This is a genomic window from Paenibacillus terrae, from assembly GCF_000943545.1.
GTDB lineage: Bacteria > Bacillota > Bacilli > Paenibacillales > Paenibacillaceae > Paenibacillus > Paenibacillus terrae_A.
On record NZ_JTHP01000089.1, the window covers coordinates 1 to 15814 of the forward strand.

Consider the following 15814-nt stretch of genomic DNA (forward strand, 5'->3'; position numbering starts at 1 on the left):
TGTGCCTTGGACCGATGTCTAATATGGCCGGGCAGATTGCCGAAAAAATTTGCAAAATGACAGGCATGGAACGAATTGCGCTATATAACTCGGGGACAGAGGCGATTATGGTCGCTCTTCGGTTAGCACGGGCTGCCACCGGGCGGGATAAAGTGGTGATTTTTTCTGGTTCCTATCACGGTACCTTTGATGGAATATTGGCATTGGGGGGAACAACGGATGACAGGGAACAACATTCCACTCCCCTGGCACCTGGCGTACTTCAGCACATGGTGGACGATGTCGTTGTGCTCAGCTATGGAACGGACGAGTCACTCCAATATATCCGCTCCCATGCCCATGAACTGGCTGCTGTTCTCATAGAGCCAGTACAGAGTCGTCGCCCTGATTTCCAGCCCGCAGCTTTTCTGAAGGAAGTACGCCAGATTACGGAGCAATCCGGGACCGCGTTCATTTTTGATGAGGTAATTACGGGCTTCCGTATTCAGCCGGGGGGGGCGCAGGCGTGGTACGGCATTGAAGCCGACCTTGTAACTTACGGTAAAATCATTGGCGGCGGTCTTCCCATCGGTATCGTGGCAGGGAAAGCATCGTTCATGGATGGAATTGATGGAGGAATGTGGAGCTTCGGAGATGACTCTTATCCACCGCATGAGCAACAGCGGACGTTTGTAGCGGGAACTTTTTGCCATCACCCCCTGGCTATGGCTGCTTCCCTAGCCGTACTAGAGCAGTTGGAGAAGGACAGGGGGCAATTGCATAACGAGCTAAATAGTCGTACGAAGGCGTTCGTAGCAGAACTGAATCACTATTTTACGGAGGAACACATACCTATAAAGGTCGTTTACTTCGGTTCCTTGTTCCGCTTCGTCCTTAAAGGTGACTTGGAACTATTCTTCTATCACATGCTGGATAAAGGAATTTATATATGGGAGGGTCGGAACTGTTTTTTGTCAACGGCTCATACTTCGGAAGATATAGAGCGGATTGTACAGGCAATTAAAGAGAGCGTTAATGAGCTGCGCAAAGGAGGATTTGTGCCGGATCTGCACCCTCATGAAAAAGATCTAAACAAGGTTTTTTTTCCTGAAACTGCAACTGCAAACCTTAAGGAATCGACGATTAAGCTGACTCCGGATCAGAAGCAATTATGGTTCGCCTCAGTCTCGGATTCAAAGGAATCGCAGTCGCTTCATGAGACTGTTTTACTGCGTTTCCGGGGTCCGCTACATGTTAAGGAATTTAATGAAGCTGTCCATCGCATCGTGGAACGCCACGAAGCCTTACGCACCTTCATGGGAGAGGATGGGGAAACGCAGATCATCGCCCCGGCAATGACCCTCAGCATTCTGCTGCATGATATCAGCAGTCTTTCTGTAGAGGAGCAGAAACACGATATCCGTGCTTGGATGGATAAGGATAGGGAGACCGTATTCCCAATAAGTGCGGGAGAACCTTTATTCCGTATCCAGCTTTTAAAAACGTCGAATGAGAAGCACATCGCTGCATTTACGTTTCATCATCTGATTGCAGATGGCTGGTCCATAGGTGTGTTTTTCCATGAATTGGAACGATTTTATTCCGCTTGTGTACGGGGGGAACACTGCACGCTTCCCGATCCTGTTCCGTTCCGAGATTTCGCAGCATGGCAGCAAAACCAGTTAGAGGCAGGTGGAGCGGCTGCCCTTGCTTTTTGGTCGGATGTACTTGCGAAGCCATTGCCCGCCCTTGACTTGCCGTCTCTCCAACGCAACATCAGCTCTCCTTCTTCGCGCGGAGCACGGCACACCATTATGGTGGATGCGCCTCTGGTGAAGCAACTGAAATCAGTCAGTATTCGGCTTGGCAACAGCTTGTTTGTGACTTTATTGTCTGTTTTTCAGCTTTTCTTGCACAGACTGACAGGCCAAAATCAAATAATGGTAGGTATTCCAACCGCAGGGCAATCTCATATGGGTGTGTCCCCGCTAATTGGCAACTGCGTTAACTTGCTTCCAGTGTTTTGTAAGGTAGACTCTGGAGCAACGTTCACGGAATTCACGCAGACGGTCAAGCGAGTAATGCATACGCTGGATGCTTATCAGAAATACAGCTTTGCCGGACTTGCCCAGATAGGATTAAGCCATTTGCCCGTCCTTAAGGTGTTGTTCAATATGGATAGGCCCATTCCAGAGTTTCACTATTACGGACTGGAAACAGAATTGTTGGAGCATGAAATATTGTCCTGTCAATATGAGTTGTTTCTGAATGTTACGGAGTCTGGTCAGCAGTTGCGGCTTGATTTCGACTATGCTGCGAGTCTTTTTCAACAAGACACTATGGAAGTATGGGCGCAATACTTTTTACATCTGCTGAGCTCGATTGTGCAGGAAGACGGAATGCGTGTATCTGCGCTGTCTTTGCTTCGAAGTACGGAAAGGGAGCGGCTTCTGGGAGTGTGGGCGACATACGCGGATTCTAAAGGGAACTATCTTTGTGTCCTGGATAAATATAAACATCCGTCTCCTACTGGTACCATCGGACAAGTATATTTGGCCACTTCCGCTGGTTTACTGGGAACGACGCTGGAATGGGCTTATATCGAGGTTGGAGGGAGAATTCGACATATCGGTGCAGCCAACCGAGATGTTCTTATTCGAGGGCATCAAGTGAATCTTGAGCAGATAGAGAAACATCTTTTGCGAACACTAGATTTGGATGCCTGTGTTTTGATGGCACGGAAAGACGGTGAGAGCAGTTACTCTTCGTATCTAGTGGCTTATATAGTGGACAATAATTCTAATTCGTGGGATATAGCGAAGCTGAAAGAGAGTGTTAGCTCAATACTTCCTGATTATGGGCAACCTCGCTTTTGGGTTCTGATGGATAGCATCCCTCTTTTGGCTGATGGAAAGCCGGATTTTCAATTATTGCCAAAACCAGAAGATATCAGGATAGAGGACTCGCAGAAGCAGGTTTCTGACGGCAATATGACTGAGGACAAACTGATATCCATATGTAAGGAAGTTTTGAATGCTGATATCGGATACAACGATAATTTTTTTCAAATGGGTGGAGACTCTTTAAAATCGACTGTTATTCTAAGCAGAATTAACAAGGAATTCGAAGTATATATTCCGCTGGTACAAATTTTACATTTGCAAACGGTTGCACAACTGGCGGCACATGTAAAAGGAGGACAAAAGCGAAAGTTTGAGCCGCTTGTTCCGGCAGATTTACAGCCCTTTTATCCGGTATCTCCCGCTCAAAAAAGAATGTATGTGCTGGACCAACTGGGTGGAGGTGCAGCGTATCATGTATCGGGTCAGCTGCATATAGAGGGAGAATTACACGTTTCCAGGTTCATTGATGCAGTGAAGGAGGTTTTTTCACGGCATGAATCCTTTCGGACGTATTTTGAGATAGTAGACGGGGAAACCGTGCAGAAGGTACAGGATATGCTTTCACTGGACATTCCTGTTACTCCAATTTCCGAAGAGGATGCTAATCACGCCCGTGAACTGTTTATTCAGCCTTTTGACCTGAGTAAGGCTCCTTTAATTCGTGCTGAGCTGTTCGCAATCCATCGTGACCAGTTTATGTTGCTGATCGATATGCACCATATCATTTCAGACGGCTTCTCGATGGCAGTATTAATGGATGAGATCAGCACGCGGTATCAGGGTATGCCACTTGCCCCCATTGACGTGCACTACAAAGACTATGTCTTTTGGCAAAAACAACATTATGCCGGAGACAGCCTAGCAAAGGATGAAGCATTTTGGTTAGACACGTTGGACGGCGAGCTCCCTGTATTGGACCTGCCAACTGACTTTGCTCGTCCTTCAAGTCAGAGCTTCGCAGGGGACAGCCTTACCTTCATTGTGCAATCCAAGCTGACGGATAGACTTAATCAATTGGTAAGAGACACGGGAGCAACGCTCTTTATGGTGCTTTTGGCAGCTTATAATGTGCTGTTAAGCAAATACTCCGGGCAAGAGGACATCCTCGTAGGTTCACCGGCAGCGGGTAGAGGGCATGCGGATACGGAAGCGATGATCGGCATATTTGTGAATACTTTAGTTCTCCGTAATCGACCGCTGGCATCCCAGCCATTCAGTGCTTTTCTGGAGGACGTCAAACATAACACTCTGCTTGCGTTGGAGCACCAGGAATATCCATTTGACCAACTGGTCGACAAACTGGATCGAGTACGCGATGTAAGCCGCAATCCCATCTTTGATACGATGTTCAGTCTGCAAAATAAGGGAACAGAGGTCATTGAACTCGGCGGACTTCGTTTGCAACCGAATGAGTTTAATTTAGGTGTATCGAAGTTCGATCTTTCATTACATGTAACGGAAACTCAAGACCAGTTAACTTTCTCCTGGGAGTATGCGACCAGTCTGTTTAAGTTGGAGACGATTGAGCGATTTGCCCTCCATTATATAAAAGTGTTGGAAATCGTAACTCAAGATGTCGGAATTCGCTTGGCTGACATGGATATGCTGACAGAAGAAGATAAGCACTTATTACTATATGAGTTCAACAACACCTCTGCCTATTTTCCGCGGGATGCAACGATTCACGGAAGGTTTGAGCAGCAGGTTAGCAGGACTCCAGATGACATGGCAATCATATTTGGAGATAAGTGTATGACTTACCAAGAGTTGAATGAGCTGGCGAATCGTTTAGCGCGAACGCTGCGGGCGGAAGGAGTGGGACCGGATCAGCCGGTGGGGATTATCGCTCAGCGTTCACCTGAGATGATGATTGGTATCTATGCAATTCTAAAAGCAGGTGGAGCTTATGTACCAATTGACCCGGGATACCCACAGGAAAGAATTCAATATATGCTTGAAGATTCGAGAACACAACTGATGCTGACACAACCACAGTTTGCAGAACAGCTGAAGCAATATGCGGACTGCAAGGTAATGGTGTTGGATTATGCTTCCACGATCATGGCTTTGCAAGCGTCCAGGTCGACGGTGCCTACGACAGACTGCATGAGTAGCTGGCATGAAGATGCCTCCAACCTTGCGCCTCTAGCAGAACCAAACCATGCGGCCTATATCATCTATACATCCGGTTCCACAGGGAAACCGAAAGGGGTTATTGTTGAACACCGCTCAGTCGTGAATCGGCTCTGCTGGATGCACAATAGATATGGCCTGAGCGCAGAAAATACGATTTTGCAAAAAACTGCCTTTACTTTTGACGTATCCGTATGGGAGTTGTTCTGGTGGTCGATGGTAGGCTCTAAAGTAAGCTTATTGCCAATCGGCGGAGAAAAGTCTCCCGAACAGATCCTGAACACGATTAATGAAGACAAGGTAAGCACCCTTCATTTTGTACCCGCGATGCTGCATATTTTTCTGGAGTATCTGGAGCAGCAGCCAAGGGAAACGGTGCAAGCAAAATTGAAAACGTTAAAACATGTATTTGCCAGCGGCGAAGCATTGCCTCCTCATCAGGCGGCGCGTTTCTATCGAATTATGTCAGGGATTGGAAGCGTAAAACTAATTAACTTGTATGGTCCAACAGAAGCTACTGTAGACGTTTCATTCTTTGAATGCGAGCCTGTGGAAGAGCACTCGGTGATCCCGATCGGCAAACCGATTGATAATATTCATTTGTATGTTGTACAGGAAGGTACGGAGCGATTGCAGCCGATTGGAGTGGTGGGAGAACTTTGTATCAGTGGTATAGGAGTAGCCCGTGGCTATCTTAATCGACCGGAATTGACCAAGGAGAAGTTCGCTGCCAATCCGTTTAACAGCGGAGCGGAGGATTATAAGCGGATGTACCACACAGGAGATCTGGCGCGCTGGATGCCTGATGGCAACATTGAGTATCTGGGTCGGATCGATCAACAGGTAAAAGTGAGAGGATATCGTATTGAACTGGGCGAGATTGAAGCGCAGTTGCTGTCTGTAGACGGAATCCAATCAGCAGTAGTCATAGCCCGGGAGAACAAAGACGGCTACAAGGATTTGTGTGCATACTTTGTGGCTTCTGAGCCTTTAAGTCCGCTGGACGTGCAGAATGCGCTCAAGCAGAAGCTGCCGTTTTATATGATTCCAGCATATGTGGTGCCTATGCAGCAGCTTCCTCTTACGGCCAATGGAAAAACTGACCGAAAAGCTTTACCTGAGCCGGACCGACATGACTCTTTACAAACGGATTATGTTGCTCCGAGAACTGATGTGGAAAGGGCGCTGGTCGTGGTATGGCAAGACGTTTTGGGATGTGACCATATAGGCGTTCAAGATCATTTTTTTCTGCTTGGCGGCGATTCTATTAAGGCCGTTCAGGTTGCCTCACGTCTGCGTCAGCATGGTTATTCCCTTGACATTTCTCTTTTGATGGAGCACCCGTTCATTGAGGATCTCAGCAAGCTTGTGACAACTTTGTTCCGCTACACAGACCAGAATTCGATACATGGAGAGATTCCAATAACATCGATTCAGCGGCAGTTGAATGAACTGGGTACATTTTACACCTTGCGGACGACAACATCCATGCTATTTGCGGGTAACCCGGACTTCGATGAGGATCTGTTACGGTCTGTGCTGCAAACATTAACTACTCATCACGAGGGACTACGGCTTGGTCTGGCGTCGATCGACGAATCGTCTACCCTTGTATACCGAGATGAAAATGAAGAATTGTTCACACTTGATGTGTTCTCTCTTGCAGATGATGACCATGAAGCTAGCAAGCAATTACAGAGCGAATGCTTCCGGATTCAAAATAGTTATGGAATGTTTGAGGGACCCAGAGTCCGCGCAGGCTTATTCCGAATGTCCGGCTCCGATCAGTTCTTCCTTTCTGTAGATCCGCTAGTGGCTGATCCCACATCTTGGCGTATCTTGCTTGAGGATTTCACAACTGCCTATGAACAAGCTCTCAACGGGGAACCGAGGGTGCTGCCTGACAAAACAGATTCTTACCGCTCCTGGATGCGGTGGCTAGAAGACTATGCAGACAGCAAAAAGCTGGCCAAAGAGAAACTCTACTGGCTGGATAAGGTTAATTTTGTAGGAGAATTTTTACCGAAGGACCATAGGACATCTGCACATTCCGAAACACTTCGTCCAGTAGAACATTGCATCATACAGCTTTCGGACGAGAAAACAAGCCAACTGTTGACACGGGCTAACCAAACCTATAATACAGTGAGCGCTGAGTTACTGCTTGCTGCATTGGGACTGACTATAGTGGAATGGTCCGGACAGTCTACGATTGCCATTGGATTTGAACATTATGATCGGGAGCAACAAACTGGGACTTCGGATAAACCGGACCTTTCAAGAACCATAGGTCAATTCGGTTCCATATATCCGCTTGTTCTGGATATGGAGCCTGGGGAAGACAGTTCTCTTTTGCTCCGAAACGTAAAGGAGACGGTCCGGCAAGTACCCAACCAGGGTTTAGGATATGGATTATTAAAATATGGTTCTGCAACCTCCGGTAGATCGGAATTCAATGCTAAGTATCACCCGGAAATTGGCTTCCGCTTGATTCATTCTGAATCGGTCAGTTCCTCTCACTTTCATACATCACCTATGGATGTTGAATTATGGTCCGGTCAGAATTGTAGCGTCTCAGATTTAGCCTATCCCCTCTATCTGGATGGGCGGCTGAAAGACGGTAAGCTTTCCATCTGCATGCTCTATAACCGTCACGCGTATGAAGCAGATACTATCCGAATGCTACTGTTGCGTTTTGAACATCATTTGTCGGGCATTATTCAGCATTGTCTGGACCAATCCGGACGGCAACTAACACCATCGGATGTGGGAGCACGTGGTTTGGATCTGGATGAGTTTGAAGACATGAAGCAATTTTATGAGAATCTATAACGATTCGTATGAGGAGGATATCCATGATCAAAGGACTTGAAATTGAAAAAGTGGTCAACTTGACTCCCTTACAGGAAGGAATGCTCGTTCATGCGCTGATGGAACCAGAATCACAGGCTTATTACGAGCAATTACGTATTTCTATTCGGGGAAATCTGGATTGGAATGCCCTGCAAAAAAGCTTTCAACTGCTGGTTCAGCGTCATGAAACGCTGCGCTCGAACATTTATCATAAATCCGCTTCTCGTTCGCGGCTGATTGTCTTTAAGAAGCGAAACACGGCGATTACTTACGAAAATATGACAGGGCTGAACGAAAAGGAGCAAGCCGATGCTATTCGTGGATTTATGGATGTGGACCGTAACACCCATTACGATTTGAGCAGGGATATGCTCATCCGGATGGCTGTACTTCAAACGGATAAAGATGCTTATACGTTGCTTGTAAGTTTTCACCATATTATTATGGACGGCTGGTGTCTTGGCATCATAATGGACGAGTTGTTAACGGCCTACGAGGCCTTTCATACAGGCCGCCCCGTTCAATTGCCTGAACCACGGCCGTACGCCGGGTATTCCGACTGGCTTGAGGAACAGGACCAGGAGGAGGCCAAGGATTACTGGAGTTCTATATTACAAGGTTATGAACAAACGGCTGGACTTCCGATGCTGAAAACTCCAGCCACAACTCATGAAAAAGGCGGCTATCTGCTGCAGGAATATAAAACGACGCTGACGGAAAAAGAGACCAGCAGTTTGCGTACGATTGCTGAATGCAATGGAGCTACGCTCAGCAGTCTTTTTCTGGCAGTCTGGGGAATTGTACTCGGTCGTTACAACGGAAGCAAGGACGTAGTTTTTGGCACAGTGGTATCTGGCCGCCCTTCGGAATTGGATGAAGTAGAGCGAATTGTGGGATTGTTCATTAATACTATTCCATTACGAATTAGATTAAATGAAGAAAAGAGTTTTGTTGAATTGTTGCGCGATGTCCAGAGAGCCTCTGTCCAAGGAAGGATGAACGGATACTGTTCACTTGCTGAAATCCAGTCGCAATCTGGACTCAAGCAACGCTTGCTTGATCACATCGTTGTATTCGAGAACTATCCGCTGGAAAACATGATCGGGAGACGGGACTGGCAAGACAAACTCGGATTCATTATTGAGGACGCCCGGTTATTCGAAGAAATACCGTATGACTTTAATATTGAAGTTGAAGACAAGAAGGCAATGAGTTTCATATTGTCCTATAACGGCAAGGTTTACAACGGTGAAGCGATGAAGCGTCTGGCCCATCATTTGAAGCATATCTTCCTGCAAGTTGCCAGCAATCCAGATGTTTGCCTCCGTGACGTTCGGCTGTTAACAACCGAAGAAGAGGCTAATTTGACGAAAATATGGAGCGGACCCGTTGTCCAGTTTCCTGCACTTACTTTTCACGGGATATTCGAAGCACAGACGGAGCGTATACCAGAACGAGCGGCCGTCATATATGAAGATACGATGCTCACTTACAGACAACTTAATGACAGAGCAGATGCTCTTGCCCATCTTTTGCAGAAGCGTGGAATTACACGGGAGAGTCTGGTCGCTGTCATGGTTGACAGGTCTGTTGAGATGATAGTGGCGGTGCTGGGAATTATGAAAGCAGGAGCTGCCTATGTGCCAGTAGATCCCGTGTATCCAGAAGAACGTATTGAATATATGCTGCGTGACTGCGGAACGACGATTGTGCTTACGCAATCTCACCTGACGGGCTGGCTGAAAACAATGGATTTTATGGGCGAGGTAGTCGATCTCGCTACCTTGCCACTCCAGCCCGAGATGGATTCGAACAAGCAGTATATCTCCACATATGAGCCTGGCTCTTTGGCGTATGTCATTTATACATCGGGTACCACAGGTAAGCCCAAAGGCGTTATGGTTGAACATCAACAATATGTCAACACCGCACTTGGTTACAGACACAGCCAAGGATTCAAAGATTTCCCTGTTAAGCTACTGCAAATTGCCAGCATGTCGTTTGATGTGTTTGCATGCGATTTGGCTAAGGCATTTGTCAATGGAGGTACCTTGGTCATTTGTCCTGAAAACGTGAGAAATGACCCAGCTGCCCTAGCTGCACTGTTGGAGCAGCAGGAGATTACTACGTTCGAGACACCTCCTGTGCTTTTAGCTCTGCTTTTGAATTATATCTATGAACATGGTACAAATATCAGTTCCCTAAAGCTGCTTACTACTGGAGCAGATAGCTTGGCTGTTGCAGATTACCGGAAGATGTTGACCCGCTTTGGCAACCAGATGCGGATTATTAATACGTATGGAGTTACTGAAGCCGCAATTGAATCTAGCTTTTATGAGGACGAGCTGGAAAAATTGCCTCTGTCCGGTATTGTCTCTATCGGCAGAGCTCTACCGAATCATAAGTTATATATTGTTGATGACAGGATGCGTCTGGTCCCTGTCGGTGTAACGGGCGAGCTATGTATTGGTGGAGCTTCTGTAGCGCGGGGATATCTGAACAGGCCGGAGCTTTCGGCGGAGAAATTTGTGTCTGATCCGTTCTCGCCCGGTGGACGCTTGTATCGTACTGGGGATCTGGCGCGCTGGCAGCCAGATGGGAATATTGATTTTATCGGGCGAGCTGACTACCAATATAAAATTCGCGGATACCGGATTGAGCCTGGAGAAATCGAATCTATTTTGCTCGAAACGGAAGGAGTACGCCAGGCGGTTGTTGTTGATCGACTGGACAAAGCGGGACAAAAGTACTTATGTGCCTATGTTGCAGGTGCAGCTGAGAAAGATATGCTGCGAGATAAACTGGCTCAGCAGTTACCAGTCTACATGGTTCCAGCCCAAATCATTGTATTGGAACAGTTGCCATTGACCCATAACGGGAAAATAGACCGATCCAATCTGCCCGAACCGGATGAAATAGCACTGTTGGATAGCGTGTATGAGGCACCACAGGATGAATTGGAAAAAACAATCGCTTTGATCTGGGAAGAAGTGATTGGCGTTAAACCAATTGGATTACACAACAACTTTTTCGAGCTTGGTGGGGACTCGATTAAAGCATTGCAAATTGCAATCCGCTTAAATGCCAAAGGCCTGAAAATGGAAGTAAAGGACTTATTCCGTTACCCTGAAATTCACCTGATAGCACCGTTTATAAAAAAAATCACCCGTATCATTCCCCAGGGGATTGTAGAGGGTGAGGTAGAATTGACACCCATTCAACTCGATTTTTTTCAGCATCATCGGAGAGATCGTCACCATTATAATCAGGCGGTCATGCTGCAAAATGATGGAGGATGGAGTGAATTATGGCTGAAAAACTCCATGGACAAGCTGGTAGCCCATCACGATGCATTACGGCTCATTTTTGTGGAAGAGGAAAAGGGAGCCTCCGCCTATAACAGGGGAGTGAACGAAGGTGAGTTCTTTACAATAACGAGCTATGATTTGACACAATCAAGCCAGCCTGAAGAAGAAATCCGACACATTGGTGATGAGCTGCAAAGCAGTCTGGATCTGCAACGAGGCCCTCTCATACGCTTGGTTTTATTCCATTTATCCGGTGAAGATCATCTGATGATCGTTATCCACCATCTTATTGTAGACGGTGTGTCTTGGAGAATTTTGCTGGAAGATTTGGGCACCGCCTATGATCAGGTAGCCCGCGGTGAGATGCCGAATCTGCCTGCCAAGACTGATGCTTACAAAGAGTGGGCTTCAGGACTGACCACTTACGCCGAAAGTGTACAGGTACGCCATGAAATCAGCTACTGGAACAATGTAGATTCACGCAGGATACGTCGATTGCCAAGGGATCATGAAATCGCGGTTAGCCTGATACAAGATCGACGCCTAGCGGAGGTGGTACTCAGCAGGGATGAGACGGAAAAGCTGTTGAAGCATGTACATCATGCCTATCATACGGAAATGAATGATCTGTTACTTACAGCCTTGGGTCTGGCTTTTTATGAATGGAGCGGTTATAACGAAATCCCGATTTTGCTGGAGGGGCACGGCAGGGAGGAGATCATTAAAGATTTGGACATCTCTCGTACGGTCGGCTGGTTTACCTCCCAGTACCCTTTTGTAATCGAGGTCAACAGACCCGAGAATTTGGCCTATCAGATCAAAATGGTTAAAGATAAGCTGCGGCGGGTGCCTAATAAGGGCATCGGTTATGGTATTTTACGTTATTTGACCAAAGACCAGACTAAATCCGCTTCTCTAGTCGCAGCACCATTCCCGGAAATTAGCTTCAATTATTTGGGACAATTCGACGAAGAAAACAGCGCAGACATACCTTGGCGTATTTCCCGATTAGCAGACTTAGCCAATGGTGAGAGAAGCCCGCGTGCAGAAAAGACGAGTACATTTGACATTAACGGCATGATAACGAACGGAATCCTTCGGTTTGGATTTGAATATAACGGGCTTGAATATGGTGCAGCGACGGTAGAGCGATTAACGAACGGCTTTAAAAAACATCTATTGAATCTTATCCATCATTGTTGTACTAAGGATCAGGCGGAGCGCAGCCCTACGGATTTTACATATAATCAATTGTCTATGGGGCAATTTGAACACATATCAAGCCGATTATCGGATAAGCTGGGAAATCTGTTGAAATAAAGGATATCCGCAAGTTGAAACTCAAATTCTACATGGATAAAGGAAAGGTGAATGATTTGGCACAGGTAAATATTAAAGATATCTATCCGCTGTCCCCGATGCAGGAGGGAATGTTGTTTCATTCCATCCTCGACGCAAAATCAGAAGCTTACTTTGAACAAACCGTTATTACCTTTAATGAAGTGCTGGATGTTCATCTGGTTCAGCAAAGCTTGCAGCAGCTCATGAATCGATATGATATATTCCGTACCATTTTTATGTATAAAGAAACAGAACGTCCGCTTCAAATTGTCTTGGAGGAACGTGATGCGTTGCCTGTTCATTTCAAGAATATCAGTGCTTTTCCCGAAGCTGAGAAAAGGGAGCATTTTACGGCCTTTTTAAAGGCAGAGCGTCAAGCCGGTTTTGACTTGGAAAAAGATGTTCCGATTCGGCTTGCCCTGTTTCAATGGGATGATGAGTCTTCCAGACTTGTCTGGAGTGTTCATCACATTATAATGGATGGTTGGTGCATGGGAACGGTAGCCCAGGAATTTTTTACTATGTATACTTCCCTTCGGTCTGGAGTGCCTGCACAATTGGATACGGTATATCCGTACAGCAGTTTTATTCAGTGGCTGGAGCAACAGGACAAGGAAGAAGCGATAGCCTATTGGCGGGGGTATTTAAATGGGCTTGAAAATGAAACAATTTTGCCGGGTTATAACCGTCCATTGAATCCAATCTTCGAAGCAGAACGTTACACATGCAAGCTGGGGAAAGAACTGACTCAAGGAATGGAGAGAATAGCTAAACACTACCACACGACAGTCAGCACTGTATTTCAGACGGTATGGGGATTGTTGCTTCAAATGTACAACCACAGCCGGGATGTTGTGTTCGGGTCCGTAGTATCTGGCAGACCAGATGAAGTTCCGGGAATTGAAAATATGGTTGGATTGTTCATTAACACAATACCAACACGCATAACCAGTTATACGGACCAGAAATTCTCAGATTTGATAACATCTGTGCAGAACTCCAACATCGAGTCTGGGCAGTACTCCTATTCTTCCCTGGCAGATATTCAGAATCACACGGATTTGAAACAAAATTTAGTCCGTCATATTGTTGTTTTTGAAAACTACCCCTATTCAGAGGAGCTTATTCATGCGGAAAAAGGGCCTGATACACTTCAGGTTACCGACGTAGAGGATATTGTACAGACCAACTATGATTTTAATGTGATTGTCGTTCCTGGATCACAGTATGAAGTTACTTTTAGTTACAATCGGCTGGTTTATGATGAAAATTGGATTAGGCTAATTGCATGTCATCTAAAAAGGGGATTGGAGCAGATTGTTCAACAGCCGGATCTACCGATTTCCGATTTGGAATTTCTGACAACGGAAGAGAAAAGTCAGGTTTTATCCGAATTTAGCGGAGTACAGACCTCATATCCTTCTAGTGATACCATCCATCTTTGTTTTGAAAAACAAGTAGAAAAGACACCGAAGACAACAGCAATTGTCTGTGAGAACTCCAGTCTGACTTATGCTGAGCTGAATGAACGTGCTAACCGACTGGCTCGTACCCTGCGTAGTTACGGCACAACAACCGATCGGCTAATTGGACTCATGACTGATCGTTCTATAGATATGGTGGTTGGCATTCTCGCTATTCTTAAAGCAGGAGGGGCATATGTACCCATCGATCCGTCATATCCAGAGGAACGTATCCGTTATATATTTGACGATTCCGGTGCAGACCTGCTTTTGACGCAAATCCATCTTGTGGAAAAGGTCGAAGAAGCCGCCTTTGGAGGAAAAGTCCTGGTATTAGATGGAGATCCAACTGTGTATCACATGGAAGGATCAAATCTGGAGGCCGTATCAGGAGCAAACGATCTAGCCTACGTCATATATACTTCAGGTACTACCGGACAGCCTAAAGGTGTAATGCTGGAGCACCATGGATTGTGTAACCTGAAAACGTATTTTGATGAAACATTGCAGATAAGTCCGACAGATCATGCCCTACTGTTTGCGAGCTACGCATTCGATGCTGCCTGCTGGGAAATATTTCAGGCGCTATTTTGTGGCGCGACACTTTACGTGCCTACTTCGGAAATCATACTGAATTACAACCAGTTTGAACAGTACATGGCGGAACATAAAATTACGGTGGCGGCATTACCTCCTACCTATGCCGTGTATCTAAACCCAGAACGAATGCCGGATCTGCGTATTCTGTTCACCGCTGGTTCCGCTTCCTCGATGGAGCTCGTAACCAAGTGGAAGGATCAGGTCGCCTATTTTAATGGCTATGGACCTACAGAAAACTCGGTAGCAACGTCCATTTGGCCGGTGTCGGAACACCCCGGAGCAATCGATACCATTTTTATAGGACGTCCCGTACCCAACCACCGGGTGTACATGATCGATGCTCATGGTCATCTTTTACCTGCTGGAGTAGCAGGGGAGTTGTGTGTATCCGGCCCAGGACTGGCACGCGGTTACCTGCACCGTCCGGAATTAACGGCTGAACAATTTGTGACCAATCCGTTTGCAGGTGGGGAAGCGGGCTATGAACGCATGTATCGGACAGGCGACCTGGCAAGATGGTTGCCTGACGGCAACATTGAGTACCTGGGCCGGATTGACCAGCAGGTCAAAATTCGCGGTTATCGGATTGAACTGGGCGAAGTTGAGGCGGCTATGCTGAAGGCAGATCGTATGCAAGAGGTCATCGTACTGGCACATGCAAACAGCCAAAACCAACACGAATTGGTTGCCTATTACGTGGCAGAACGGGAAGTGACAGGGAGCGAGCTTCGCAAGCAGCTGAGTGAAGAACTCCCGAATTATATGGTTCCCTCGCACTTTGTTCAGATGGAGCAAATGCCGCTCACACCTAACGGCAAAATCGACCGTAAGGCATTGCCGGCACCGGAACAAATTTCTCGTTCCACGCAGGTATATAGGGCTCCGCAGACAGCAGAGGAGCAGGCTCTGGCCCATGTGTGGGAGGCTGTACTGGGCGGCGGTCCGGTCGGATTGACGGATCAATTTTTTGATCGGGGCGGGGACTCGATCAAGGCGATTCAGGTGTCCTCACGCCTGCTGCAGGCAGGATACAAGCTGGATATCAAAGACTTGTTTAAGTACCCTGAGGTTGCTGAGCTAGCTACGCATCTGCGTGTGTCAGATACCCAATTAGCTGATCAGGAAGAGGTTAGCGGAGCCGTGTTGCTGACACCGATTCAGCAGTGGTTTGTGGAGCAAGGGCAGCCTGTGCCGGACCACTTTAATCAGGCGGTTATGCTTCACCGGGAGCAGG

At 46.8% G+C, this 15814-nt stretch carries 3 protein-coding genes; all 3 read left to right on the forward strand.

Annotated elements, in window-relative coordinates:
* Window positions 1-7847 (forward strand): non-ribosomal peptide synthetase (locus QD47_RS26475; protein ID WP_044648924.1); only part of this gene is annotated, 7847 nt, incomplete at its 5' end.
* A gap of 23 nt (window positions 7848-7870) precedes the next feature.
* Window positions 7871-12496, forward strand: a complete 4626-nt coding sequence (locus tag QD47_RS26480; RefSeq protein ID WP_044648923.1) for a non-ribosomal peptide synthetase — start codon at window positions 7871-7873, stop codon at window positions 12494-12496.
* 14 nt (window positions 12497-12510) lie between these two features.
* Window positions 12511-15814, forward strand: a 3304-nt coding sequence (locus QD47_RS26485) for a non-ribosomal peptide synthetase (protein WP_152643879.1), incomplete at its 3' end; no start/stop codon positions are given.

Coding starts and splice junctions, on each gene's coding strand:
- QD47_RS26480 (WP_044648923.1), top strand. CDS start 7,871: ATGATCAAAGGACTTGAAATTGAAAAAGTGGTCAACTTGACTCCCTTA.